We start from the raw sequence: 26,021 nt of genomic DNA on the forward strand, positions 1-26,021 counted from the left end.
GACCGCGCCGATGTAGGCAATCACGCCGTCGGCCATCATCTGCACCGCGATCGCGGCCAACAACAACCCGAAGATGCGGGTGAGCACCTGAATCGCGGACTCCCCCAGCAACCGGTGCAGGCCCACGGAGAACCGCAGGACCACCCAGATGACCAGGTGCGTGACCACGATCGCGGCGGTCACGCTCACCCAGCCGACCACCGGCCCGGACGCCGACTCCACCGCCACCATGGTGGCCACGATCGCGCCCGGCCCGGCCAGCAGAGGCGTGCCCAGGGGGACGAGTGCGGCGTTGGTGGCCACCGAGTCCGGGTCGGGGTGCTCATCGGTTTTGTCGGTGAGCAGCTCGAGCGCCACCAGCAGCAGCAACAGCCCGCCGGAGATCTGCAGCGCCGGCACGGTGATGCCCAAGAACCGCAGAATGTAGCGTCCGAAAATCGCGAACACGAGAATCACCGCGAAGGACACCAGGGTGGCCTGGCGGGCCGAGCGGGTGCGCTCGGCGTCGGTCTGCCGGCTGGTCAGCGAAAGAAAGATGGGAATGGCGCCCAACGGGTCCTGAATGACCAGGATCGTGGTGAGCGCGGTGGCGAAGAGCGTGAGGTCGAAGATGTTTGCGAGCATGACTGGGGCGGTTGGAGCGGAAGGTTTTGATTTGGCTTGACGATTGGGCGTCCGGACATCCGGGCGGTTCGGCGGATCTGCGGCTGGACGGCATCCCTGCCGGGCGTACTGCCGCCCGAGGCGACGGCGACCGGCACCCGGTCAGGGCGTGATCAGCGGGAGCGCACCCTCGGCGACGATCTGCTCCAACAGCGCCGGCGGCATGAGGTTCTCCCCGAGCCGGTTCGGCTTGCCGTCGCCGTGGTAGTCGGAGGCGCCGGATGTGCCGACCCCAAGCTCCCGTGCCAGCGCACGGGCCTGCTCCCGCTGGGCGGGATCGTGGTCGCGGTGGTCGACCTCAAGGGCGGCCAGGCCGGCCTCGGCCATCCGCGCAAAGGTTGCATCCGGCACCAGGCGCCGCTGGCGGTTGGCGGCCCGCGGGTGCGCCGCCACCGGCACTCCCCCGGCCGCGCGCACGAGCCGGCAGGCCTCAACCGGTTCCAGGGACCAGTAGTGCACGTAGTACGGGCTGGAGGTCGCCAAGGGCCCGGCGAAGGCGGCGGACCGGTTGGGGAAGACCCCGGCGGCCACGAGCGCGTCGGCAATGTGCGGACGGCCGATCGTGACGGCGTCGGCGGACTGGGCGAGCACGTCCTCCCAGGTGATGGGGTAGTCCACCGCCAGGCGCTCGACCATGTACCGGGTCCGGTTGGAGCGCGACTGGCGAGCGGCGGTCAGCGCATCCGCGAGTGGGCCGTAGTCGGGGTCGAACAGGTAGGCCAGCAGGTGCAGGGTCACGCCGTCGACGGAGCAGGAGATCTCCGTGCCGCGCAGCAGGCTCACGCCCGTGCGCGGCACCGCCGCGGCCGCCTCGGCCCACCCCTCGGTCGTGTCGTGGTCGGTCAGGCCGACGACGTCGAGACCCTCACGGGCGGCGGCGGCCATGAGCGCGGCGGGAGTGTCCGTGCCGTCCGAGTAGGAGGAGTGAGTGTGGGGGTCGATGCGCACCCGCCAAGTGTACGAATACGGGCGGGGCCCCTGCCGCTCGGATCCTCGGCCGCAGCGGGCCGGGCCGCGGCCATGCCACGTACCGCTGGTGGCCGCGGCCGCACCGCGCGAAACCACCCCCTGACTGTGACGCCGGTTACTTGCTAGCGTGAAGCCATGAGCACCGCCGCCGCATCCGACTCGCCCGCCCAATCCGGCCCCGTCTCCGCACCGACCGCCCCGATACGTTTCGGCATGATCGGTGCCGGCTTCATTGCCCGCTGGTTCGTGGAGGCGGCCCGCACGGTTCCCGACGCCGAGGTCGTCGCCGTCACCTCCGCGCACCCGGAGCGGGCGGCCGCCTTCGCCGCCGAGCACGCCATCCCCGCCGCCTTCGCATCGCTGGAGGAGATGCTCGCCGCCCGCGACGCCGACGGCGGCCCCCTGGTGGACGTCGTCTACGTCGGGTCCCCCAACCTGCTGCATCCCGAGCACGCGCTCGCCGCCCTCGAGGCCGGCCGGCACGTGCTGGTGGAGAAGCCCTTCGCCCCCACGCCCGCCCAGGCGCAGGCCATGGTGGCGGCCGCCCGGCGCAATGATCGGCTGCTCATGGAGGGGTGGTTGCCCGCCTTCGAGCCGGGCACGGCGGTGCTGCGTGAGAACCTGCAGCGGCTGGGTCCGATCCGGCGCGCGCTGCTGGTCAAGGAGCAGTACTCCTCCCGCATGGACGCCTACCGGGGCGGGGCTTTGCCGCCGGCCTTCAACCCGGCCATGGCGGGCGGTTCTCTCATGGACCTGGGCGTCTACCCGATCAGTTTGGCGATCCACCTGTTCGGGGCACCTACGCGGGTGACCGCCGCCGGGGTGCTGCTGGACTCGGGCGCGGACGCCCTGGGCACGGTCGTGCTCGACTACGCCGGCACCGACACCGCCCGCCAGGTCCAGCCCGCCGGCTTCGAGGTGGTGTGCCTGCACTCCAAGACCTCCCCCGCAGGCACCGGCTCCGCGATCGCCGGCGACCACGCGGTGCTGACCCTGGACGACTGCCAGTGGCCCCAGCAAATCGCCCTACGCGGCCCCGCGGTGGGCACAGCCGACGCCGTCCAGGACCTGTCGGTTCAGCGCAGCGGGCCGGTACTCGCCTATGAGCTGGAGGCCTTCTGCCGCCTGGTGCGCTCCGGGGCGCGCGAGTCGGAGCTGCACCCGCTGGCCAACTCGGTGGCCGCCGTCGAGGTGCTCTACGAGGCGCGCCGACAGGTGGGAGTGCGGTTCCCGGGCGACCCCGACTGACGCCACCACGGCGGCTTCGGCCGGTGCGCCTCCCGATCGGCGAGCGTGCCACTATGGGGCCATGACCGATTCCGTATCCGACTCCCCCGCACCCTCCGCAGCGGACGCCGAGGCGCCCCAGACGCTCGCAGAGCGCGGCAACAACCGCTCCCACCGGCCCACCAACCAGGCCTTCCGCGACTTCATCGGCTCCGGCTGGGGCCCGCGCCCCGACGCGCTGCCCGACCGCTCCGCCGCCGCCCCCTGGGCCGCCGCCCGACGCGAGACCCTGGGCGCCCTGTTCCCCGGCGACCGGCTGGTCATCCCCGCCGGGGGGCTGGTGACCCGCAACAACGACTGCGACTACCGCTTCCGCCCGCACTCGGCCTTCGCCCACCTGGCCGGCACCGGCACCGACTTCGAGCCCGACGCCGTACTCGTGCTGGAGCCGCTGGCCGCCGGTAGCGCGGGTGCCGGGACGAGCAGCACCGCGGGCAGGAGCGCCGGTTCCGCCGTCGCCGGGGATGCCGACAACTCGGGCGAGGCCACGACCGCGCCCACCCACGAGGCGGTGCTGTACTTCCGCCCCCGCGCCTCCCGGTCGTCCGAGGAGTTCTACGCCGACCCCCGCTACGGAGAACTGTGGGTGGGCCAGCGCCCCTCGATTGAGGAGGTGGAGGCGGCCACCGGAATCCGCTGCGCCCACATCGACTCGCTGCCCGATGCACTCGCCAAGGACGCCGGTCCGGACGGCGTGCAGTTGCGCGTGGTGGCACAGGCCGACGCCGCGGTCACCGCCCTGGTGGACCGCGTGCGCACCGCGGCCGGACTCGCCGCCGGGCAGGACGCCCAGCAGGTCGACGACGCCCTGGCGGAGGCCACCAGCGAACTGCGCCTGACCAAGGACTCCTGGGAGGTCGAGCAGCTGCAGCGGGCCGTGGACGCCACCCGCGCCGGCTTCGACGACCTGATCCGCTCCATTCCGCGCGCCACCGGGCACTGGCGCGGAGAACGGGTGCTGGAGGGCGCCTTCGGGGCCAAGGCCCGCGAGGAGGGCAACGGGCTCGGCTACGAGACCATCGCCGCCGCCGGGAACCACGCCAACACGCTGCACTGGATCAACAACGACGGCGCCGTGCGCCCCGGCGAACTGGTGCTGGTGGACGCCGGCGTGGAGGTCGACTCCCTTTACACCGCCGACGTCACCCGCACCATCCCGGTGGACGGTCGCTTCACCGCCCCGCAGCGCCGGGTCTACCAGGCCGTGCTTGACGCCGCCGACGCCGCCTTCGCCCGCGCCAACACTCCCGGCTGCCGCTTCCGGGACGTGCACGCCGCCGCCATGGAGGTGATCGCCGCCCGCCTGGAGGAGTGGGGCATGCTGCCCGACGGCGTCACCGCCGCCGGCTCCCTGGGGCCGGACGGCCAGTTCCACCGCCGCTGGATGGTGCACGGCACCAGCCACCACCTGGGACTGGACGTGCACGACTGCGCCCAGGCGCGCCGCGAGATGAGCATGGACGCGGTGCTGCGCCCGGGCATGGTCTTCACCATTGAGCCGGGCCTGTACTTCCGCGCCGACGATCTGCTGGTTCCCGAGGAGCTGCGCGGCATCGGCGTGCGCATCGAGGACGACGTCGTCGTGGACGCCGACGGGAGCGTGCGGCGCCTGACGCAGGCGATTCCCCGTACCGTCGCGGAGGTGGAGGCCTGGGTGACCGGCCTCATCGCCTGATCCTCAGATGAACGGGGTGGCGCGCTCCGTCGGCCCGGGCCGCGGGTTTGCTGACGGTTCTTGAGTCTGAGCGGGCACGGATCGTTATCATCGAGACGTGCCGCCGGTTCATCAGCACTCGCACACCCACGGCCCGGGTGCCTCCCGAGGCCGGCTCGCCGCCGTCCTGGCCCTGACGGCGGGCGTGCTGGTGGCCGAGGTGGTCAGCGCCGCGCTCACCGGGTCCTTGGCGCTGCTTGCCGACGCCGGGCACATGCTCACCGACGTCGTCGGCCTGGTGATGGCGCTGGTGGCCGCACACCTGTCCGCCCGGCCCGTAACCGACCGCTCCACGTGGGGGCTGCGGCGTGCCGAGATCCTGGGTGCCGCGCTGCAGGCGACGCTGCTGAGCGTGGTGGGAGTCATCGTTGGCGTGCGAGCGGTGATCACGCTGGTGGGCGGCGCCGAGGTAGAGGCACATGGCATGCTGGTCATGGGCGTGGTCGGCCTGGTGGCAAATGTGGTGGGGCTGCTGGTGCTGTCCGGCGGACGTGACCACAACCTGAACATGCGGGCCGCATTCCTGGAGGTCACCAACGACGCACTGGGCAGTGTGGGCGTGATCGTGGCGGCGGCCGTGGTGGCGCTAACCGGCTGGGCGCGCGCCGATGCAGTTGCCTCCCTGGTGATCGTCGCGCTGATCGTGCCGCGGGCCTTCTCCCTACTGCGCACCGCACTCGGCGTGCTCATGGAGCGCACCCCGGAGGCGCTGAACCTGGCGGAGGTGCGTCGTCACCTGCTGGCGGTGGACGGCGTGGAGGAGGTCCACGACCTGCACGCCTGGACGGTGGCCTCAGGCCTACCGGTGCTCACCGCGCACGTCGTCGTCTCCGACGCCTGCTTCGCGCAGGGGCGCACGGGCGAGGTCCTGGACACGCTACAGGAGTGCGTCGCCGAGCATTTCCCGGTGCACATCGAGCATGCGACCTTCCAGCTTGAGCCCGCCGCGCACCGCGCCCACGAGCACGTCCCCTGCGTCTGAGTCCGGCGGCAAGCAACCAAGTCGGCCTGGCCGCTCCTCCCGTGCCACTCTCAGACACGAGTTTGTGCTCGTTGTAGACGCAGGCAGGACGTAGTGCGTCGGTAGGCCGTATACGTCGTAGGGCGTAGACAGGACTCAGGCGTCGTCGGGACGACGGCGGTAGGGGTCATCCTCGGGGTCGGCCTGCCCCTGGCCGCGCTCCCCCGCCGGCGTGCCCTGTTCGGACCGATTCTCTCTGCTTGGACCGTCAACCTCCATCTGGACCGCTTTGCTCTGTTTGGACCGCCGTAGTGTGCTACAGGGGCGGTCCAAGCAGAGGTATGGGGTCCAGACAGACTTATGGGGTCCAAACAGAGGCGGGCGGTCCAAACCCAGCGGGCAGTTCGACGCCGATAAGCACCGGGAAGCACACCACGCTCACGCCGACAACTCGAATATCGGACACAAGTCGCGTATGGACGTTCCAAGCGCACGTTGAGCGCATGCGACCGGCAACCGGCATCGCGGCCCGCTAGTATCCACACCGGCGGGTTCTGACAACAATCGCCCCGTCTCTCAAACGGGACAACCGTGTTAGCGCAAACCGTTTTCCTGATGCAGGAGCAGATTGTCCCGCATCCCCATGTTACGCTACTAACACCCGAAGCAGGTCAAGTCATTGGAGACAGACAACGATGCGACGAACTAGCTTCGCGGAACATCTCCACGGCCGAAGGTCGTCCAACTCGAATAAAAGCGCTCCACGGGGAAGACCGCCGAGCGCCACATCACCCAAAAGGGCGACTAGAATCATCCACATCTATTGAGGGGCCACATAAATGAACTCGGACCAGCTCAAAGAAACCTGGACGCAAGAAGAGCGCATCACCCACCTTCACGGATGGAACTTTTCGCATATCCGCGACAGATACCCGGAAGAAGATGACTTACCGCGGAATTTTAGCGAGGTCATCTAGAAATACCAAAAAGACAGCATGAAGTTGCTGGACATCGACACCGGAGACGGAGAGTTCCTACTTTCTTTCCGCCACCCAAACCATAACACTGCAGCAACCGAGGGCCACCCGCCAGACGTGGAATTACGCAAACAAGTTCTTCTACCTCTGGGGATCGACTTCAAGGAGGCAAATGGAAGCGATGAAATCCCTTTCCCTGGCGAGACTTTTAATATTATAACAAACCGACATGGTGCCTACGATGCCGCAGAGTTGCAACGCACAGTAAAACCGAGCGGACTGTTCCTCACCCAGCAGGTAGGAGCCGAAAACGACAGCGAGCTGGTTCAGCTACTCCTTCCACACATCACGGAACTACCCTACCCCGAACAATACCTTGAGATGCAGAAGACCGAACTGCTCAGCCACGGCTTTGAAGTGCTGGAAAGCGGAGAGGCTCGCCGACCAATACGGCTCTTTGACGTTGGCACCCTTGTTTGGTTCGCGAGAATCATCGACTGGGACTTCCCCGGATTCACCGTTGACGATTGCCTTGACCAACTGTACGAGGCGCAGGAAATCATTGAGCGGACCGGCGCGATCGAGGGGAGCAGCCACCGGTTCTACATCGTCGCAAGGAAGAAACAGTAAGCAAGAATCAAGATCGAGAGGAGCCACATGAAACCCGTCGTGAGGGAAATTGTAGACATCAAAGAAAAAGAGGAGATCGCAAGAGACGTCTTATGCGACCTTCCGGAATGGTTCGGCATGGCGGAAAGTAGAGAGGAATACATAAACGATTCACAGGGCAAGCCGTTCCTCGCTTGCTTCATCAATGACGAGCCTGCCGGTTTTATCGTAATGAACTCCACCAGCAAGGACTGCGCAGACATCTTCGTGATGGCCGTCAAAAAGAAGCATCACCGAACGGGGATCGGATCCACGCTAAACAATGCATACGAGGCAATGGCGAAGGAGCGAGGATTCACGTACTCCCAGGTAAAAACAGTGCAGATGGGCCATTACAAAGAATACGACGATACAAACCGATTCTACATCGCCATGGGCTACCGGGAACTAGAGTGTTTCCCAACGCTATGGGATGAATGGAACCCGTGTCAGATATACGTGAAGTATCTTGGAGGGTAAGAACTTCCTGATTCGCCAAGCATCCCCGATTCTCGGAGAGCAAGCGCTGCACACCATCATCGACGCGGCCCCCTGGCCAGCTCTCAAGCGAAACATGCCCAGTAGACACGGCGAGTGCGTATGCATTGCGGGTCCGTCGTCAGCCGTCAGTATGCGGACGTATGCGCGTGAGCCTGGAGTTACATACGCGTTTACCGTGCGGAGCTGTCAGGGCGGCGGAGGAAGGGGTCATCATCCTCATGATGTTCCGCGCCCTGGTCGTCCGTCTGGGCTTCGGGCGCGTCGGCGTCGGTGCTAGCCACGCCCGTCGGCTGAGATCCGGCCTCCGGGCGGGTTTGCGGCGCGGGGACGGCATCGGGCTGAGACTCGCCTTGCGAGTAGGTCTGCGGGTCCACTCCCTCGGGCAGGCGCACGCCGAAACGTGGCTGCTCGTCCGGACGAGAGCCGAAGGTGCTGCGGCCCTGACCGCGGGCCTGCTGCCGGGCAGCGCGGCGCTCCTCGGCACGGCGCGCCGACTGCCCACCGCGGGTGAGATTCCCCGGCAGGTCCGCGAGCGCGCGGGCCGCCTCCGCGGACAGCTCGGAGGCGATGATGGAGTAGCGCGAGGCGACCACCTGGCTGATGGAGGTGAAGTCGCGCTTGCCGCGAGTGACAGCGTAGGCGGCGACCTGGAAGATCATCCCCCAGATCACGCCCATGATGATCGCGGCGATCAGCACGGTGCTGGTCCCCTCGCTGGGGCCCAGCAGCAGCATCATGGCGGCGAAGAACAGCCCGATCCACAGCCCGGACATGGCGCCGTTGGCCAGCGCCCGCCCCCAGCTCATGCGTCCGGTGATGCGCTCGACCTGGCGCAGGTCGGTGCCGATGATCGCCAAGTGCTGGACGGGGAAGCCGGCGTCGGACAGGGAGTCGACCGCGTGCTGCGCCTCCGCGTAGGTCGCGAAGGAGGCGACCTCGTCGCCGCGCGGAATGCTTCCCCGCGTCATGCCGAACGGCCCGGCCTGCGTGGAGAATTCAGTCTGGCTCATGGGTACATCGTCCCACGTAGTCCCGGCACGGGGCCAGCTTCATCGAGCGGCGAAACCGTGAGGCGGCATCAACCCCGCCACGCCGATAGGCTGGCCGCTGTGGAAAACACCAAGACGCGCGCCACCCTCAGAGTCTTCGTCGCCCGACTCGTGGGCACGACCGTCTTCGATCCTCTAGGCGACGCCGTCGGCAAGGTGCACGACGTCGTCGTGCTCATCCGCCTGCGTGGTCAGCCGCGCGCCGTCGGCCTGGTGATCGAGGTGGCGGGCCGCCGCCGCGTGTTTCTGCCACTGTCACGGGTGACCGCGATCGAACCGGGTGCCGTCATCACCACCGGGCTGGTCAACATCCGCCGCTTCGAGAAGCGCCGCGTGGAGACCTTGGTGGTCGGCGAGCTGCTGGACCGAGTCGTCACCCTGCGCGATGGCTCCGGGCAGGTGACCATCCGCGACGTCGCCATCGAGCGCGACCGCGGCATGGACTGGAAGGTGACCCGCCTGTTCGTTCAGCGCGGATCCTCGGGTCCGCTGGGGCTGCGCCGCGGCGAGACCTTCACCGTGCGCCCCGACGAGGTCACGGGCCTGGCCGGCTCCGCCGATCAGCAGGGGGCGACCGCGCTGCTGGCCACCATGGAGGGGCTCAAGCCCGCCGACCTGGCCGATGTGCTGTCCGACCTGCCGCTGTCGCGGCAGCTGGAGGTGGCGGCCGAGCTGTCCGACGACCGTTTGGCCGATGCGGCCGAAGAGCTGTCCGACGACGACGCCGTGGCCCTGCTCTCCGGACTGGACGCCGCCCGTGCCGCCGACGTTCTGGACGCCATGCAGCCCGACGACGCCGCGGACCTGGTTTCCGCCCTGCCCGCCTCCATCGCCGCCCAGTTGCTGGACCTGATGGAGCCGGAGGAGGCGGAGGACGTGCGCCGCCTGATGATCTATGACGAGTACACGGCCGGCGGTCTGATGACCACCGAGCCGATCATCCTGCCGCCGGAGGCCACCGTGGCCACCTTCCTGGCGCAGGCCCGCAAGGCCGAGGTGCCGCCGGCGCTGGCCGCCGTCGCCTTCGTGTGCCGTCCCCCGTTGGAGTCGCCCACCGGCCGGTTCCTGGGCATGGTGCACCTCCAGCGCGCCCTGCGGGAGCGTCCCCAGCAGCTGCTCGGCTCCATCCTGGACAAGGACCTGGAGGAGGTGCACGCCGACGACTCGATCGGCACCGTCACCCGCCTGCTGGCGACTTACAATCTCACGGCCCTACCCGTGCTCGACGATGCCGGCCGCCTGCTCGGCGCCGTGTCCGTCGACGACGTCCTGGACCACCTCATGCCCGACGACTGGCGGGAGGCGGACGACGCCGTCACCGACGAGATGATTGAGAGGAGCGCCAATGCCTGATCAGCTCGACCAGCCCCTGTCGAAGAACCGCTCCCGGTGGATGCGTTGGACGCATCCCTCCCGCAGCCGCTCGGATACCTCGGGCCGGGTGGCGGAGGCCATTGCACGCTTCTCCGGCACGCCGACGTTCCTCATCTGGCTGACCGTCTTCGTGGCCCTTTGGATGATCTGGAACTCGTGGGGGCCCGAGAACCTGCGCTTCGACCGCGCCAGCCTGGGCTTCACCGCCCTGACGCTCATGCTCTCGCTGCAGGCCTCCTACTCGGCGCCACTGATCCTGCTGGCCCAGAACCGGCAGGACGACCGCGACCGGGTGACCGCCGAGCAGGACCGTCAGCGCGCCGAGCGCAACCTGGAGGACACCGAGTACCTCACCCGGGAGATCGCCTCGCTGCGCCTGGCCATGAACGACGTCGCCACCCGCGACTTCGTGCGCTCCGAGCTGCGCGTCGTACTGGAGGAACTGCTCCAGGAGGAGCGGCGCACCCGCGAAGAACTACATGACGACATTGTCGATGAGGGCGGGGAGACCCCGGATGCCCCGGAGACTCCCGATGGTTCGGCCACCGCGCGGCCACAGCAGGAGGACGCGGGCTGAGCGCAGGACTCCCGGCGGCATCACTCCAGGCGGCCCCATTCATCCGGCGGGCCGGGTGGACGGCGCCCGCCCGGCCCGCCGCATTCCCGCCGTCGGCGTGCTCCTCACCACCATGGCGGCCCCCGGCGGAGCGGGCAACCGGCCATAGGATTGAGCCATGAGCCTGCCCACTGAAGACGCGGTCCGCGAGGCACTCGCCCGCGTGATTGACCCCGAGCTGCGCCGCCCGATCACCGACCTCGGGATGGTCGATTCCATCGAGATCGCCGCCGACGGCGTCGTCACCGTCGGGGTGCTGCTGACTGTCGCCGGCTGCCCGCTGAGGGACACCATCACCGCGGATGCACGCAAGGAGGTCGGCGCCCTGGACGGCGTGTCCGACGTGCACGTGAACATGGGCGTGATGAACGACGAGCAGCGGGCCGAGCTGCGCACCCGCCTGCGCGGCGGCGCCGCCGAGCCGGTCATCCCCTTCACCAAGCCAGACAACCTCACGCGCGTCTACGCGGTCACCTCGGGCAAGGGCGGCGTCGGCAAGTCCTCCGTCACCGCCAACCTGGCCGCCGCGATGGCCTCCCAGGGGCTGAATGTCGGGGTGGTCGACGCCGACATCTATGGCTTCTCCATCCCCCGCATGCTGGGTGTGGATCAGGTTCCCACCCAGTTGGACGGCATGATTATCCCGCCTATCGCGCACGGGGTGAAGGTCATCTCCATCGGCATGTTCGTGGAGGAGAAGCAGCCGGTCGTCTGGCGCGGCCCCATGCTGCACCGAGCCGTGCAGCAGTTCCTGTCCGACGTGTTCTGGGGCGACGTGGACGTGCTGTTGCTGGACCTGCCGCCGGGGACCGGCGACGTGACCATCTCGGTGGCGCAGCTGCTGCCGGACGCCGAGATCCTGGTGGTCACCACCCCGCAGACGGCGGCCGCCGAGGTGGCCGAGCGCACCGGACTGATCGCATCGCAGACCCACCAGAAGGTCGCCGGGGTCATCGAGAACATGTCCTACCTGCCGCAGCCCGACGGGTCGCGCCTGGAGATCTTCGGCTCCGGCGGCGGCCAGGCCGTCTCCGAGTCGCTGACGACCGCGCTGGGATACGAGGTGCCACTGCTGGCGCAGTTGCCGCTGGACATCAAGCTGCGCGAGGGCGCGGACGTGGGCATCCCGGCGACCATCGCCGTCGGTGACGGACCCGCCACCGACTCCCCCGCGGCCCTGCAATTGGCGGGTGTGGCCCGCCGGCTCGGGCACCGCGCGCGCGGCCTGTCCGGCAAGTCGCTGGGGATCAGCCCGGTCGGCGCTGTCGGCTAGTCCGCACGCGCCTCAGCGGCGTGAGCCTGAGCGCGCCGCCGCGGCGAAAGCGTTTCAGGCGACGGCGGCCGTTGCCGCCTCGGCGCGGGTGCGGGCGGCCTCGTTGGCGGCGCGCACGATGTCGCGCGGAGAGACCGGGCGCAGGGCCTGCACGGTCTCGTCCTGCTGTGGTTCCTCCGCGAGGGTGGAGGGGATGCCGGCGGCGACCTCTTCCGCGTCGGCGGTCGGCTGCACCTCGGGGATCTCGGCGGTGGCCGTGTCCCCCGCCTCCAGCGCAATCTGGGCCGCGTCGGCGGAGGCGTCGCCCGCCTCCTCAATGCCCTCCGCGGTGGCGTCACCCGCGTCGGCGGCGGACTGCGCGGCGGTGAGCTCTGTGGCTGAGGGCTCGTCGACGACGTCCTGCTCAGCGGCGGAGTCCTCGTCCTCGGCAACGGCGGCTGCCGGCTCGACCTGAGGCAGCTCGGCCGTCACCGCCGCGGCCTCCTGAGCCGCCTGCTCCGGGTTCTTGTCCGCCTGCTTATCCGCCTGCTCCGAACCATCCGCGCCCTGCTGGTCGCCGGTTGCCGCCGCGGCCGCAACCGTGGCAGCCGCCGCACCGGTGGACGCGGCCCGAGCGGAGCGCGTCTCCTCGGCCTTGTCCTCGATCATCTTCGACAGCGACTTGGACTTCTTCTGCCCCTTGCCGCTCACCGCGGCCGCGGCCTCATCGCTGGCCTCCTTGGCGGTCTCCATCACCGACTGGAAGGGGTTGGTCAGATCCTTGCGGATGGCGTCGAGGTCCTCCCCCAGCGCGTCGCGCACGATCTTGCGGGGGTCGTAGTTGCGCGGGTCCAGATCGGACAGGTCCAGCTCTCCCAGCTCGGGGCCGACCTCCTCGGCGATCTGGGTCTTGGCATTGTCCAGAAACACGCGCAGCTTGCGCACACCCTGAGTCAGCTTGCGGGTGTACTCGGGCAGGCGCTGCGGCCCCACCACGATGACTATTACTAGTAGGAGAACGAAGAACTCCGCACCCGAAATACCCGGCAACATAAGGTCAGTATAGGAAGGAATGCACGCAACCGGGCGAGCGCGTGGACGCGCAACCGCCCCGGACCTGAAACAATGGGCGCAGCCCCGCGCCGACATCCCGGCGCCGCGGGGTGAAACGACGGCTAGGCGGCCCGGTGCCGCGGAAGGGGCATATGGTGGCTGCTGACAAGACACTGAGCTGGTCCTACACGGAGGAGTTCCCGGTCGAGAGCGAGCCGACCGCGCAGGCGCGTTTGCGCGGCATCGAGCTGGGCACCGACCCGGTTTCCCCGGCCACCGGCGCGGCACTGCGCATGCTTGCGGCCGCCGGCGGCGCCAAGTCAGTCGCCGAGGTAGGCACGGGCACCGGCGTTTCCGGCCTGTGGCTGCTGGCCGGCATGGGTGCCGACGGCGTGCTGACCACCATCGATGTCGAGCCGGAGTTCCAGCGTGAGGCCCGCCGCGCCTTCGACGAGGCCGGCTACCCGGGTTCCCACACACGCATCATTCAGGGACGTGCCTCCGACGTAATGCCCCGCATGGCGGCCCAGTCCTACGACATGGTGGTACTCGACGTTTCCCCTCAGGAGGCCGCGGAGCTGGTGGTGCAGGCGGTCCGCATGCTGCGCACGGGCGGGGTCCTGGCGATCACGCATGCGCTATGGAACGACCACGTCGCCGACCCGGCACGTCGCGACGCCACTACGGTTGCGGCGCGCGAGTTGGGCAAGACGCTGCGGGATGAAGAGGGCCTGCTGGCGTCACTGCTGCCGGTCGGCGACGGTCTGCTGGTTGCCGTCCGCCGGGCCTGACGACCCGGCCGGGCGGACCCGCCGGTTTCGGGGTGGCCTGCCGGCGACTGTTGCCGTACCGCCCAGAATCCGGTTCAGTACTTGACGGAGGCCAGCGCCTCCTGGAGCTCCTTGATCTCGTCGGGCGTGATCTCTACGACCAGGCGACCGCCGCCCTCGAGCGGCATCCGCATGATGATGGAGCGGCCCTCCTTGACGACCTCGAGCGGCCCGTCTCCGGTCCTGGGCTTCATGGCAGCCATATGCTCCCCTTTCACTGATGATTCGCGGACTTTTACCGCTTCTCCCAGTCGTATTCTACGGCATAAAGCCGCCAGTTTGCGCCGAAACGTGGCTGAATCCACGCCTGCGGACCCGTCCACGGCAGGACCACAGCGAGCCTTCACGATCCCCTCGCGGCCCCCTCGCGGCCGCCGCTTATCGCCCGCCGTCGGTCTTACTCGGCGGTCCACTCGGACCGGTCGGGAGTGCGGGTGAGCCCGTTGGCGCGCATGGTGCGCGCGGCGTCGACGACGAAGTCGACCGCGGCCTCGGCGGTGTCGACCACCCGCAGCAGGGCGACGTCGTCGGCGTCGATCGTGGCGGCCTTCACCAGCGTGCCGCGCAGCCAGTCCACCAGGCCGCCCCAGAACTCCGAGCCCACCAGGGCGATCGGGAAGGAGGGCACCTTCTGGGTCTGTACCAGCGTCACCGCCTCGAACAGTTCGTCGAGGGTGCCCATGCCGCCGGGCATGATCACGAAGCCGTCGGAGTACTTCAGGAACATGGTCTTGCGGGCGAAGAAGTAGCGGAAGTTCACACCCAAGTCCACATAGTCGTTCATCCCCTGCTCGTGGGGCAGTTCAATGCCCAGCCCCACCGAGATTCCGCCGGCCTCGCGGGCGCCCTTGTTGGCCGCCTCCATGATGCCGGGACCGCCGCCGGTGATGACGGCGTAGCCGGAGTCGGCCAGTCCCGCCCCGATCTGCTCGGCCAGGGCGTAGTTCGGGTCGTCGGCGCCGGTGCGGGCGGAGCCGAACAGGCTGATCGCCGGTCCGACCTCCGCCAGCGCGCCGAAGCCCTCCACGAACTCCGACTGGATGCGCAGCACGCGCCACGGATCGGCGTGCAGCCAGTCGGTGTCGCCGCGGCGGTCGAGGAGCCGGGCGTCGGTGGTACGCGTGGGAATCTGGGCGCCGCGGAGCATCACCGGGCCCTTGCGGTAGATCTCGCGTGAACCGTTCGTTGGGCGCGGCTTGCGCCCGCCCTTGGTGTCCTTAGCCATACAGGGCATGATCCCGCACGCAGCCCCGCCGCCCGCGGCAGCGCACGGGGCGAGTCTGCTTCCTGTGCGTCCGATGTGCTCACCACCACCCATGACAGCGGTCACTGGCGGGGCGTGCACCGACGCCGACACGGTACGGTCGGCTCATGACATATGCGCACGAGCGCGCGGCCACCAATGAACTCGATGCCGCCGTGAACGCCTGGATCACCGAGGATCCGGACCCAGACACCCGCAGGGAACTGACGGACCTGCTCTCCGCTCACCGTGATGGCGACGCCGCGGCTACCGCCGCACTGGCCGACGCCTTCTCCGGCACCCTCCAGTTCGGCACCGCCGGGCTGCGCGGGCGCCTGGGCGGCGGCCCCAACCGCATGAATCGCGTGGTCGTGATTCGCGCCGCCGCGGGGCTGTCCGCCTACCTGCACGAAATGCTGGGTGACGGCTTCCGGGTGGTCATCGGCTACGACGCCCGCCACGGCTCGGCCCGCTTCGCCCGCGACACCGCCGCCGTCGTCACCGGTGCGGGCGGCCACGCCATCCTGTTCGACTCCCACTGCCCCACGCCCGTGCTCGCCTTCGCGCTGCGCCGTCTGGGTGCCGACGCCGGCGTCATGGTCACCGCCTCCCACAACCCGCCGCAGGACAACGGCTACAAGGTCTACCTGGGCGGGCGCGCGGTGACCGGCTCCGGTCAGGGCGCGCAGATCGTCCCGCCCCACGACGCCGGAATCGCGGAGAAGATCGCCGCCGTCGGCCCGCTCGCCTCCGTGCCCATGCCCGAGGACGGTTGGGAGACGATCGGGGCGGACATGGTCGAGGAGTATGTGCAGCGGGCGGTCAAGGCGGCCCGCACCCAGGCGGTCGCCCCGCTGAAGATCGTGCTGACCGCCATGCACGGCGTGGGCGGCCAGATCTGCCGGGAGGTGCTGGCCCGGGCGGGCTTCGACGACGTCGTGGTGGTGCCCGAGCAGTTCGACCCGGACCCGGACTTCCCGACCGTCGCCTTCCCCAACCCGGAGGAGCCCGGCGCTCTGGACCTGGCCTTCGCACGCGCCCGCGAGGTCGGTGCGGACCTGATCATCGCCAACGACCCGGATGCCGACCGCTGCTCGGCCGCCGTCCCCGACGAGCACGTTCGCGGCGGCTGGCGGCAGCTGACCGGCGACGAGGTCGGCTCGCTGCTGGGCGAGCAGGCCGCCGAGCTGGCGGCCTTCAACGGCACCGGCGTGCTGGCCAACTCCATTGTCTCCTCCCGTCTGCTGCGCAAGATCGCGCAGGCCCACGGACTCGCGCACCGCAACACGCTGACCGGCTTCAAGTGGATCAGCCGCGTACCCAACCTGGTGTTCGGCTACGAGGAGGCGCTGGGCTACTGCGTGGACCCGGCCGCCGTGCGGGACAAGGACGGCATCTCCGCCTCCGTGCGGCTGGCGGTGTTGGCCTCCACGCTCAAGCAGCAGGGGCGCACGCTCGACGATCTGTTGGACCGGCTGGCGCGTGAGCACGGCCTGTATGCCACCAGCCCGCTGAGCGTGCGGGTGGAGGACCGCAGCTTCATCACCAACGCCATGGAGCGGCTGCGCGCCGGCGGGGCCCCCGCGGCGTTGGCGGGCTCGCCGGTGGTGGACGTCTTCGACCTGATGGACGGCGCCTCCGACGGAAACGGCAAGCGCCTGCCCGCCACGGACGGCCTGATCTTCAAGACCGCCGACGACGACCGCGTGGTGGTGCGTCCCTCCGGCACCGAGCCGAAGCTCAAGTGCTACTGCGAGGTGGTCATGCCCGTCGCCGTCGACGAACCGGTCGAGGTGGCGCGCCGCGCCGCCGCCAAGCGCCTGGAGGCGATCAAGGCCGACCTGCGCGGCGTCCTGGGCATCTGAGCACCCGCACCCCTCTTCTTCCCCACCCCTTTCACTGAGGTCGGCGACGTAGTGAGCGGGTCAGGCGGGCAGGCCGTCGAGGATGGCGACGGTGGCGGACACGCCCAGCCGGGAGGCGCCCGCCTCGATCATGGCCAGCGCATCCGCAGCGGTGCGGATACCGCCGGACGCCTTCACGCCCAGGCGGTCCCCCACGGTGGCACGCATGAGCTCCACGGCGTGCACCGAAGCACCGCCGGCGGGGTGGAAGCCGGTGGAGGTCTTCACATAGTCGGCGCCGGCCCGCTCGGCGGCCTGGCAGACCGCGACGATCTCGTCGTCGGTGAGCACGGCCGACTCGATGATGACCTTCAGCAGCTTGTCCCCCACGGCCTCCTTGACGGCGCGAATGTCCGCCTCGACGCCTTCGTAGTCGTGCTCCTTGACGAGCTTCAGGTTGACCACCATGTCGACCTCGTCCGCGCCCTTGGCGACGGAGTCGGCGGCTTCGGCGGCCTTGACAGCGCTGGCGTGCGCCCCGGAGGGGAAGCCGCACACGGTGGCCACGTGCATCCCGGCGGGCGCCTGGACGGGCAGCTGGTTGGGGGACACGCACACCGAGTAGGTGCCGAGCTCGGCACCCTGGGCTACCAGGTCGGCGATCTGCGCGCCGGTGGCCTCCGGCTTGAGCAGGGTGTGGTCGATAATGGCGGCGACTTCCGCACGTGTGGGCATGAGCTTCCTTTCGCTAGATCCGCTCGGTCAAGGGTAATGGTGGGGCGAGCACGGCGAGCACACGGGGCCAGCCGCCCAGCTCGCGCGGCCCGCTCCCAAGCGCCGGCCGGGGCGCCAGCAGGTCCAGTGCGCGCACCGTGCCGGAGGACGGCTCGTACAGGTGAACGCGACCCGGGCCCGGGTCGGCGCGGCCGATCACTCCCCAGGGCACGGCCAGCACGTAGTGCCGCGGGATGGGGATGCCCACGGCGGCGCGCAGGGCGCGACCTGCCCGGCCGGCGGCCGCCGCACGCCCGAGCAGGGGACCACCGGTGAGCAGGATGGCGGGCATGCCGTCGGCCAGTCCGGTGCGCAGCCCCGCGACGACGCCGCCCCAGCCAATGCCGCGGTCGTCCACCCAGGTCACGGTGCTCTCCCCTACGCCGGGGCGCACCCGCCGCAGGGCACGACTCAGCTCCGCGGCCACCGCCCACGGGGTCGAGCCCAGGCGCCGCGTCCACGGCAGCGGACCGAGGGGGCCGCGCGCGTGTCGGTTCATGGCCCGCTGCAGACCGCGCTGGCGGACCGCCAGGGAGTCCCGCAGTGCCCGGCCGGGCCGGGCCGCGCCGGTGCCCGACGACGAAGAGGCGTCATCGACCGGCAGGCCCAGCAGGAGCCGGGCAGCCAGCACGGCGGTGGCGCCGCAGGTGGTGGCGTCGCACTGGGTCAGAGTGATGGCATCGCCGGCGGTGGTGAATCCCCCCACGCGCAGCCGCGAGTTCGCCACACGCGCCCGGGGTGCGGACGCGCCGGTGCGGGTGTCCACGGCGTGCCTTCAGACGATCCGGTCCAGCACGACGCCGGCACGGCGGCGGGCCACGGCGGCGCGCGCCTCGGGCGAGTCCGCGGGACACACGGCGATCGCGTCATCGAGCGCGGCGCGGGCGCGCTCAAAGCGCTCCGGGGTGGCGGTGTGCAGGGTGAGCAGCGGCTGCCCGGCGCGCACACTCTCGCCCGGCTTGGCGTGCATCTCCACGCCGGCGACGGCCTGCACCGGGTCCTCCTTGCGGGCGCGGCCGGCCCCCAGGCGCCAGGCGGCCACGCCCACGCCCAGGGCGTCCAGGCGGGTGAGCACACCGTCGTCGACGGCGCTGATGGTATCGGTCTCCGGGGCCACGGGCAGGGGGGCGTCCGGGTCCCCGTCCTGACGGCGGATCATCTCCCGCCACACGTCCATGGCGCGCCCGTCGCCCAGGGCGGCGCGCAGCTCCGGCTCGTCCACCGGGTGCCCGGCGGCGGAGAGCATCTCTCCCGCCAGCGCCACGGTCAGGTCGACGACGTCTTGAGGGCCTCCGCCGGAAAGCACCTCGACGGCCTCACGCACCTCCAGGGCGTTGCCCGCGGTGAGCCCCAGTGGGGTGGACATGTCGGTGAGCAGGGCGCGCGTGGTCACCCCGGCGTCGGTGCCGAGCGCCACCATCGTCTGCGCGAGCTCACGCGCCTGGTCGGCCTCCTTCATGAAGGCGCCGGAGCCGACCTTCACGTCCAGGACCAGCGCGCCGGTGCCCTCGGCGATCTTCTTGCTCATGATGGAGGAGGCGATCAGCGGCACGCAGGAGACGGTGGCGGTGGTGTCGCGCAGTGCGTACAGCTTCTTGTCGGCCGGGGCGAGCCCGCTGCCGGCGGCGCAGATGACGGCGCCGGGGCCGGAGGCGGACAGCATGTCCAGAATCTCGGCGTTGGTCAGGGCGGCCCGCCAGCCGGGAATGGACTCGAGCTTGTCCAGCGTGCCGCCGGTGTGCCCCAGGCCGCGGCCGGACAACTGCGGAACGCTGACGCCGAAGACGGCTACCAGCGGCGCCAGCGGCAGGGTGATCTTGTCACCCACGCCGCCGGTGGAGTGCTTGTCCGCGGTGGGGCGTCCCAGACCGGAGAAGTCCATGCGCTCCCCCGAGCGGATCATGGCGTCGGTCCAGCGGGCGATCTCACCCCGGTCCATGCCGTTCAGGTAGATCGCCATCGCCAGAGCGCTCATCTGCTCGTCGGCGACCACCCCACGGGTGTAGGCGTCCACCACCCAGTCGATCTGGGCGTCGCTGAGCCGCTGGCGGTCCCGCTTGGCGGCGATCACGTCGACGGCGTCGAAGGGCTCCACGCCGGGGGCGGAGTTGGGGGCTGTGGTCACGGCCGATCTCCTTCTGGTGCGGGTGCGGATGTGCCGGTGACCCGGTCGATGTCGGCGCTGCTGAAGCGGTCGGGAAGCACCTGGTCGATGGTCATCAGCCCCGACGGCATGTCCAGCAGCATGTGCGGGTGGGCGTGCTCGGACAGCACCTGGCGGCAGCGCCCGCACGGGGAGCAGACCCGCCCGTCGCCGTCGACGCACACGAAGGCGAGCAGACGGCCGCCGCCGGTGCGCACGAGTTCGGACACCAGCCCGCACTCGGCGCACAGGGTTACCCCGTAGCCCGCATTCTCCACGTTGCAGCCGGACACGAGGCGGCCGTCGTCGACCAGGGCGGCGGCGCCCACCCGGAAGTGGGAGTAGGGCGCGTAGGCGCACCGCATGGCTTCGGTGGCCAGCGCCCGCAGCCGCGCCCACATGTCCGCGTCGACGGCGGGCGCGGCGTCGGAGACGCCCCGGGCCGGCCCGGCCGGGTGGTTGTCGGTGCCGATCACGGGTACGGGACCCCCTCGGCGGCGGGGGCGCGCACGCGCCCCACGAAGCCGGCGACGGCGAAGACGGTCACGATGTAGGGGATCATCAAGATGATGTTCGCCGGGATCGGGGAGCCGATTACGGACAGCGTCTGCCCCACCGCAGTGGCGAAGCCGAACAGGAGCGCGGCGTACAGGGTGCCCACCGGGTTCCAGGCGCCCAGGATCATGGCGGCCAGGGCGATATAGCCGTTGCCGGATGACATGTCCTTGGTGAAGGCCAGCCCGGAGCCGATGGTGAAGAAGGCGCCGCCCAGGCCCGCCAGCGCACCGCCCAGCATCAGGTTGTTCACGCGAGTGCGCATGACGTTGATGCCGACGGTGTCCGCGGCCCGCGGGTGCTCACCGCAGGCGCGCATGCGCAGACCCCAGCGGGAGCGGAACAGCATGAAGGACAGCACCACGACGGCCGCATACATCAGGTACACCAGGATCGTCTGTCGGAACAGCACCGGGCCGATGATCGGGATCTGGGAGAGCACCGGAATCGGCAGGGTGGGCAGGCGCATGGATGCGTTCAGCCGGGTGGGGTTGTCGCTGAGCACGGTGGAGAACAGGAAGCTGGTCAGGCCCGAGACGAACACGTTCAGCACCACGCCGACGACGATCTGGTTGACCCGGTACTTCAGGCCGAACAGGGCCAGCAGCAGGGCCACCAGGATGCCGGCGAAGGGGGCGGCGATCATGCCGACCCAGGGGGAGCGGGTGATGGAGGCGACCACCACGCCGAGGAAGGCGCCGCCCAGCAGCTGCCCCTCGATGGCGATGTTGATGGTGCCCGAGCGCTCCCCCACCACGCCGGCGAGCCCGCCGAACACCAGCGGCACGGACAGTGCGAGGGTGGAGGAAAGGATCGTCACCAGCGGGATGACGGTGGAGCGTCCGGCGCCGGCCCAGGTGAGGAAGGCGACGATGAAGCTGGCTCCCAGCGCCAGCCCCGCCCAGGTTGGGATCGGCGCGCGTTTGACCGCGCGCATCCACATGTAGGCGGTGATCGCCCCGGCCAGCAGCACCATCACCACGATCACGGGGCGGGAGCCCAGGGTGAGCACGGGAATCTTCAGGAAGTCGGCCTTGGTGGCCAGCTGGAAGCGGGTGTCGCCGTGGCTGGCCAGGCCCATCAGCAGTTCCAGGATGACTACGACGGCGCCGGTGATCGGCAGCTTGTATGCGATCGGCTCGACGACGGCGGCCGGCTCCGCTTCCGGGCGGGCGTCACGGGTCGGCGCGGCGGTGGATGAGGCGGTCATGGCTCAGGCCTCCTTCTTCTCGGCGGCGGCCGGGGCGGCGACGGCGGTTGCGGCGTCGACGGCCTCGCGGCGGCGGCGCCGCCAGGAGCCGGGTGCGGGCAGGTGGTAGATGGCGCGCACCAGCGGCGGGGCCGCGATGAATAGGACGATCATGGACTGCAGCACCAGCACGATGTCGATCGGGGTGCCGGTGGCGGCCTGCATGGTGGTGCCGCCGGCGGTCAGGGCCCCGAACAGGAGTCCCGCCAGCACGGTGCCCTGCGGGGTCGAGCGGCCCAGCAGGGCCACGGTCATGGCATCGAAGCCGATGCTTCCGGCCACCGAGCCGGTCAGGTAGTGCTGGGTGCCGAGCACCGGCGCGGTTGCCGCCAGCCCGCACAGCGCGCCGGAGACAATCATGACCAGGGCGGTGATCCGGGGCACGTTGATGCCGGCTGTCAGCGCCGCCTGCGGGTTCAGGCCCGTGGCGCGGAACTGGAAGCCGATCTCGCTGCGTTCCAGCAGCCACCACACGAACAATGCGGCCAGCAGGGCCACGATGAAGCCCAGGTGCAGGCGGAATGGCCCACCGATCAGCTTCGGGTATTGGGCGCTGGCCGCCACCGGCAGTGACTTGGGGTTGGCGTTGCCCGCACCGATGAAGGTGGCGGTGGTCAGCAGGTGCGCCATCAGGTAGCCGGCGACGGAGTTGAGCATGATGGTGGTGATGACCTCGCTCGCACCGGTGGTGGCGCGCAGCACACCGGGAATGGCACCCCACACGGCGCCGCCGACGATCGCGCCGAGCACCGCCACCAGCATGTGCAGCCCGCTGGGCAGGTTCCAGGCGAAGCCGACGTAGCCGCCGACGATGGCGCCGAGGATGATCTGCCCCTGCCCACCGACGTTGAACAGGCCGGCGCGGAAGGCCACCGCCATGCCCAGGCCCGCCAGAATCAGCGGCGTGGCCACGGTCAGCGTTTCGGTGATGGGGCGCCACATGCGCGCGACCGAGGAGGCCTGCCAGTCGAAGATGCCGCCGCGGAGCATGGCCGCGTAGGCGTCAACCAGGCATGAGCCGACCGCACCGAAGAAGTCGCCGGGGCGGGCGAACAGGTAACCGGCCGTGGTGCGCACGTTGTCGTCGGCGAACAGGATCAACAGCGAGCCGACGATCATGGCGGAAACGACGGCGAGTACGCCCATCAGGGCGTTGGACTCGGCGATCTGCCGCAGGATGCCGGGGCGTTCCGGCTGCGCCTGGGCGCGCTCGGCACGTGGGGACGCGGGGGTGGCTTCGCTCATCAGTTCTCCTCCTGGGCGCGGGCCTGGTCGAGGGGGACGCCGGCCATCATGAGGCCCAGCACGTCGCGGGGCGTATCCGGCGGCACGATGCCGACGATCCGGCCGCGGTACATGACGGCGATGCGGTCTGACAGGGAGTAGATCTCATCCAACTCAGAGGAGATGATCAACACGGCGGTGTCGTTGTCGCGCTCGGCCACGATGCGCTTGTGGACGAACTCGATGGAGCCGACGTCGAGCCCGCGGGTGGGCTGCGAGGCCACCAGTACCTTCAGCTGGCGGGACAGCTCCCGGGCGAGGATCGCCTTCTGCTGGTTGCCACCCGACAGAGTGGAGATGGGGTCGGCGACGTCGGTGACGCGTACGTCGAACTCGTCGCGCAACTGCTCGGCGTGGTTACGGACCTTGGTGGGGCTGATGGACGGGCCCGAGCCGAAGGCGGGATCGTCGAAGCGGTCCAGGATCATGTTTTCGGCCACGGAGAATGCGGCCACCATGCCGTCGGTGGAGCGGTCCTCGGGGACGAAGCCGAGGCCGGCGTCGATGCGCCGGTGCACGCCCAGGGCGGTTACGTCCTGGCCGCCGAAGTGCACGGAACCGGCGGTGGGGGCGCGCAGCCCCAGCAGTACGTCGGCAAGCTCGGTCTGGCCATTGCCCTGCACCCCGGCCACACCGACGATCTCGCCGGAGCGGACCTGCAGGCTGACGTCGTCGAGCAGGGTGCTGCCCTCATCGACCAGGCTGATGTCCTTCAGCTCCAGGCCGACGCCGCCCAGCGTGGGGGCGTCCTTGGCCACCGTGAGGGAGACGGAGTGGCCGACCATGAGCCCGGCGAGCTCCGACTCGGAGGCGGTGGGCTCGGCGGTGCCGACGACCTTGCCGCGGCGGATGACGGTGATCGTGTCCGCCACCTCGCGCACCTCGCGCAGCTTGTGGGTGATGAACACGATGGAGGTGCCGGCGGCCTTGAGATCGCGCATGATGGCGATCAGCTCGTCGGTCTCCTGCGGGGTGAGCACGGCGGTGGGCTCATCCAGGATGAGGACCTTGGCATCGCGGGAGAGGGCCTTGATGATCTCGACGCGCTGCTGCACGCCCACAGGCAGGTCTTCGATGTAGGCGTTCGGGTCCACGTCGAAGCCGAAGCGCTCGGAGATTTCCCGCACCTTCGCGGCAGCGGCCTTGGTGTCGATGATGCCGGCCTTGCCGACCGGCTCGTAGCCCAGGGCCACGGACTCGGCCACGGTGAACACGGGCACGAGCATGAAGTGCTGGTGGACCATGCCGATGCCGGCGGCGACGGCGTCGCCGGGGCCCTTGAAGGTGACCGGCCGGCCGTCGATGAGGATCTCGCCATCATCGGCGTCGTACAGGCCGTACAAGACGTTCATCAGCGTTGACTTGCCGGCGCCGTTCTCGCCCAGGAGGGCGTGGATCTGGCCGGGTTCGACGGTGACGTCGATGTGGTCATTGGCCACGAGGGGGCCGAAGACCTTGGTAATTCCGCGGAGCTCGAGCTTCACGTGGGGCTCGCTTCCTGTGGGTTCAGGCGGTACTGGTGGGTGTGGTGGACTGGGGGTGATGTGGTGTTCGGGCGGCGCCGGCGCCACCCGAACGACAGTGACGCCGCCGCCCCGTCAAGGACGACGGCGTCACTGGGTTGATTTGGCACGGGGCCGATCAGGACGGGTCGTACGGCGTGGAGACGTCGAGCGTGCCGTCGATGATCTGCTGCTTGAGCGCCTCGACCTGCTCCTTGACGTCGTCGGGGACCCGGTCGGACCAGTCGTGGAAGTCGGCGATGGAGACACCGTCATTGGCGAGCGTGCCGATGAAGGGGTCGGAGGTGAAGTTGCCCTCCGAAGCCTCCTTGACGGCGTCGTAGACGGCGGTGTCGATGCCCTTCATCACGGAGGTGACCATGTACTGGCTGCCGCCGATGGACTCGGTGGTGAGGTAGCCGTCGGCGTCGACCCAGACCACGCCGTTGGCGTCGTCACCGGCCGCCTTGACCGCCGCGATGGTGCCGGAACCGACCGGGCCGGCCACGGGCATCACGATGTCGGCACCCTGGGACAGGAACTGCTCGGTCAGCTGCTGCCCCTTGGCGGTGTCGGAGAAGTTGCCCACGAAGGAGCCGGAGCTCGGGTCGTCGGGGTTCCAGCCGAGGACCTCGACGTCGGCGTCGTTGTCCTCGTTGTACTTCTCCACGCCCTTGGCGAAGCCCTCCATGAAGATCTGCACGGTGGGGATGGCCTGGCCACCGTAGGTGGCGACCTTGCCGCTCTCGGTGGTGCCGGCGGCGGCGTAGCCGGCGAGGTAGGCGGCCTCCGCGGTGTTGAAGATCAGCGGCTTGGCGTTGTCCAGCTCGACCGCGTTGCCCTCGGCGTCGGCGAAGCTGGAGTCGATCAGGGCGAAGTTGATGTCCGGGTTCTCCTGGGCCGCGGTGGTCAGGTCCGCGGCGAGGTTGAATCCGACGCCGATGATCAGGTTGCAGTTCTGCTGGATCAGGGAGTCGACGTTGGTGGGGTAGTCGGCCGCCGACTGGGACTCGACGGCCTTGGTCTTCACGCCGAGTTCGCTGCCGGCGCGGTCCAGACCCTCCTTGCCGGACTGGTTGAAGGACTGGTCGTCGAACCCGCCCTCGTCGGACACCATGCAGGCGAGGAAATCGCCGGTGTCTCCGCCGGAGGAGTCGGAGTCGGGGGCCGAGCCGCAGGCGGCAAGCGACAGCGCTGCGACCAGGCCGAGCGTAATGGCGGGATACTTCTTCTTCACGGTCGTGTCTCCAGATGAGGTACGGGCTTGCGCCCTTGCAAGGAGCTGGCCGGGACGGCGCTGGCTCGGATATCTAGGATAGACGCTTCCCCGCGGTCTGCCTCACAATTGGCGTTACAGCGCCATATTGCGACCATGACGTGACCCACGCCCCAGTTACCTTTCAGCTGGCAATGATGCCGCTAACCGGATTCTGCCGACCTCCGCCTTGCAGGGTCTTGCAGGGCTTGCAGGCGGGGGCGAGCCCGCGGCACGGGCCGGACGCGGAGCCCGCGGGTCGGGCCTACGCCCCGGCC

At 69.7% G+C, this 26,021-nt stretch carries 24 protein-coding genes; 10 read left to right on the forward strand and 14 right to left on the reverse strand.

Annotation, left to right across the window (positions count from 1 at the left end; all coding sequences use genetic code 11):
- A partial coding sequence (locus tag BN1056_RS04755; RefSeq protein ID WP_210579485.1) for a MarC family protein occupies positions 1 to 624 on the reverse strand: 624 nt, incomplete at its 3' end.
- A gap of 141 nt (positions 625 to 765) precedes the next feature.
- Positions 766 to 1,611: a PHP domain-containing protein gene (locus BN1056_RS04760; RefSeq protein WP_210579486.1), complete on the reverse strand. Its 846-nt coding sequence runs from the start codon at positions 1,609 to 1,611 to the stop codon at positions 766 to 768.
- Positions 1,612 to 1,767: 156 nt separating this feature from the next.
- Here BN1056_RS04760 and BN1056_RS04765 point away from each other — a divergent pair, with 156 nt between their 5' ends.
- From BN1056_RS04765 to BN1056_RS04785, 5 genes are all read left to right on the forward strand, one after another.
- Positions 1,768 to 2,880 (forward strand): Gfo/Idh/MocA family protein, encoded by a 1,113-nt coding sequence (locus tag BN1056_RS04765; protein WP_244671506.1) that lies wholly within the window; start codon positions 1,768 to 1,770, stop codon positions 2,878 to 2,880.
- Positions 2,881 to 2,941: 61 nt separating this feature from the next.
- Positions 2,942 to 4,594 carry an aminopeptidase P family protein gene (locus BN1056_RS04770; protein WP_210579487.1) on the forward strand — a complete coding sequence of 551 codons (1,653 nt, stop codon included), beginning with the start codon at positions 2,942 to 2,944 and terminating at the stop codon, positions 4,592 to 4,594.
- Between the two features lie 97 nt (positions 4,595 to 4,691).
- The gene (locus BN1056_RS04775) at positions 4,692 to 5,615 is read left to right on the forward strand and encodes a cation diffusion facilitator family transporter (protein ID WP_210579488.1); all 924 of its coding nucleotides are present in this window, start codon (positions 4,692 to 4,694) and stop codon (positions 5,613 to 5,615) included.
- Positions 5,616 to 6,589: 974 nt separating this feature from the next.
- The gene (locus tag BN1056_RS04780; RefSeq protein WP_210579489.1) at positions 6,590 to 7,201 is read left to right on the forward strand and encodes a class I SAM-dependent methyltransferase; all 612 of its coding nucleotides are present in this window, start codon (positions 6,590 to 6,592) and stop codon (positions 7,199 to 7,201) included.
- Between the two features lie 27 nt (positions 7,202 to 7,228).
- Positions 7,229 to 7,699 carry a GNAT family N-acetyltransferase gene (locus tag BN1056_RS04785; RefSeq protein WP_210579491.1) on the forward strand — a complete coding sequence of 157 codons (471 nt, stop codon included), beginning with the start codon at positions 7,229 to 7,231 and terminating at the stop codon, positions 7,697 to 7,699.
- Positions 7,700 to 7,890: 191 nt separating this feature from the next.
- Here the strand turns inward: BN1056_RS04785 and BN1056_RS04790 are convergent, their stop codons facing one another.
- Positions 7,891 to 8,730: a YflT domain-containing protein gene (locus BN1056_RS04790; RefSeq protein WP_244671507.1), complete on the reverse strand. Its 840-nt coding sequence runs from the start codon at positions 8,728 to 8,730 to the stop codon at positions 7,891 to 7,893.
- 99 nt (positions 8,731 to 8,829) lie between these two features.
- On the opposite strand from BN1056_RS04790, the gene BN1056_RS04795 reads away from it, so the two are divergent.
- The 3 genes from BN1056_RS04795 (at position 8,830) to BN1056_RS04805 (ending at position 12,032) form a co-directional block, all read left to right on the forward strand.
- Positions 8,830 to 10,122: a magnesium transporter MgtE N-terminal domain-containing protein gene (locus BN1056_RS04795; RefSeq protein ID WP_210579492.1), complete on the forward strand. Its 1,293-nt coding sequence runs from the start codon at positions 8,830 to 8,832 to the stop codon at positions 10,120 to 10,122.
- Positions 10,115 to 10,720 (forward strand): DUF1003 domain-containing protein, encoded by a 606-nt coding sequence (locus BN1056_RS04800; RefSeq protein WP_210579494.1) that lies wholly within the window; start codon positions 10,115 to 10,117, stop codon positions 10,718 to 10,720. Before BN1056_RS04795 ends, BN1056_RS04800 begins: the two co-directional genes overlap by 8 nt.
- Before the next feature lie 157 nt (positions 10,721 to 10,877).
- Positions 10,878 to 12,032, forward strand: a complete 1,155-nt coding sequence (locus tag BN1056_RS04805) for an Mrp/NBP35 family ATP-binding protein (RefSeq protein WP_210579496.1) — start codon at positions 10,878 to 10,880, stop codon at positions 12,030 to 12,032.
- Positions 12,033 to 12,086: 54 nt separating this feature from the next.
- Here the strand turns inward: BN1056_RS04805 and BN1056_RS04810 are convergent, their stop codons facing one another.
- Entirely contained in the window at positions 12,087 to 13,064 is a 978-nt protein-coding gene (locus tag BN1056_RS04810; RefSeq protein ID WP_342343936.1) for a twin-arginine translocase TatA/TatE family subunit, read from the reverse strand.
- A 155-nt stretch (positions 13,065 to 13,219) separates the two neighbouring features.
- Between BN1056_RS04810 and BN1056_RS04815 the strand changes: the two genes are divergently transcribed.
- Positions 13,220 to 13,855, forward strand: a complete 636-nt coding sequence (locus BN1056_RS04815) for an O-methyltransferase (protein ID WP_210579497.1) — start codon at positions 13,220 to 13,222, stop codon at positions 13,853 to 13,855.
- Between the two features lie 74 nt (positions 13,856 to 13,929).
- Here BN1056_RS04815 and BN1056_RS04820 read toward each other — a convergent pair whose 3' ends face one another.
- Positions 13,930 to 14,097, reverse strand: a complete 168-nt coding sequence (locus BN1056_RS04820; RefSeq protein ID WP_073327418.1) for a DUF3117 domain-containing protein — start codon at positions 14,095 to 14,097, stop codon at positions 13,930 to 13,932.
- 194 nt (positions 14,098 to 14,291) lie between these two features.
- Positions 14,292 to 15,119 carry an LOG family protein gene (locus BN1056_RS04825; protein WP_210579499.1) on the reverse strand — a complete coding sequence of 276 codons (828 nt, stop codon included), beginning with the start codon at positions 15,117 to 15,119 and terminating at the stop codon, positions 14,292 to 14,294.
- A 146-nt stretch (positions 15,120 to 15,265) separates the two neighbouring features.
- Between BN1056_RS04825 and BN1056_RS04830 the strand changes: the two genes are divergently transcribed.
- Complete coding sequence (locus BN1056_RS04830; protein WP_210579501.1) at positions 15,266 to 17,002, forward strand: phospho-sugar mutase; 1,737 nt, start codon at positions 15,266 to 15,268, stop codon at positions 17,000 to 17,002.
- Between the two features lie 60 nt (positions 17,003 to 17,062).
- On the opposite strand, the gene deoC is transcribed toward BN1056_RS04830, so the two are convergent.
- The 8 genes from deoC to BN1056_RS04870 all read right to left on the reverse strand — a co-directional run bounded on the left by deoC (position 17,063) and on the right by BN1056_RS04870 (position 25,725).
- On the reverse strand, positions 17,063 to 17,716 hold the full coding sequence (gene deoC / locus BN1056_RS04835; protein ID WP_210579503.1) for a deoxyribose-phosphate aldolase: 654 nt from the start codon (positions 17,714 to 17,716) through the stop codon (positions 17,063 to 17,065).
- 13 nt (positions 17,717 to 17,729) lie between these two features.
- Positions 17,730 to 18,521, reverse strand: coding sequence for a hypothetical protein (locus tag BN1056_RS04840; protein WP_210579505.1), 792 nt, complete (start codon positions 18,519 to 18,521; stop codon positions 17,730 to 17,732).
- 9 nt (positions 18,522 to 18,530) lie between these two features.
- Positions 18,531 to 19,850 carry a thymidine phosphorylase gene (locus tag BN1056_RS04845; protein WP_210579561.1) on the reverse strand — a complete coding sequence of 440 codons (1,320 nt, stop codon included), beginning with the start codon at positions 19,848 to 19,850 and terminating at the stop codon, positions 18,531 to 18,533.
- A 26-nt stretch (positions 19,851 to 19,876) separates the two neighbouring features.
- Complete coding sequence (locus BN1056_RS04850) at positions 19,877 to 20,299, reverse strand: cytidine deaminase (RefSeq protein WP_210579562.1); 423 nt, start codon at positions 20,297 to 20,299, stop codon at positions 19,877 to 19,879.
- Between the two features lie 71 nt (positions 20,300 to 20,370).
- Positions 20,371 to 21,663, reverse strand: a complete 1,293-nt coding sequence (locus BN1056_RS04855; RefSeq protein ID WP_210579507.1) for an ABC transporter permease — start codon at positions 21,661 to 21,663, stop codon at positions 20,371 to 20,373.
- Between the two features lie 3 nt (positions 21,664 to 21,666).
- The gene (locus BN1056_RS04860; RefSeq protein ID WP_210579509.1) at positions 21,667 to 22,947 is read right to left on the reverse strand and encodes an ABC transporter permease; all 1,281 of its coding nucleotides are present in this window, start codon (positions 22,945 to 22,947) and stop codon (positions 21,667 to 21,669) included.
- Positions 22,947 to 24,470 carry an ABC transporter ATP-binding protein gene (locus BN1056_RS04865; protein ID WP_210579511.1) on the reverse strand — a complete coding sequence of 508 codons (1,524 nt, stop codon included), beginning with the start codon at positions 24,468 to 24,470 and terminating at the stop codon, positions 22,947 to 22,949. Before BN1056_RS04865 ends, BN1056_RS04860 begins: the two co-directional genes overlap by 1 nt.
- 157 nt (positions 24,471 to 24,627) lie before the next feature.
- Positions 24,628 to 25,725: a BMP family lipoprotein gene (locus tag BN1056_RS04870; protein ID WP_210579513.1), complete on the reverse strand. Its 1,098-nt coding sequence runs from the start codon at positions 25,723 to 25,725 to the stop codon at positions 24,628 to 24,630.
- Positions 25,726 to 26,021: the final 296 nt, after the last annotated feature.

It is taken from the genome of Actinomyces succiniciruminis, from assembly GCF_900002405.1.
Lineage (GTDB): Bacteria > Actinomycetota > Actinomycetes > Actinomycetales > Actinomycetaceae > Actinomyces > Actinomyces succiniciruminis.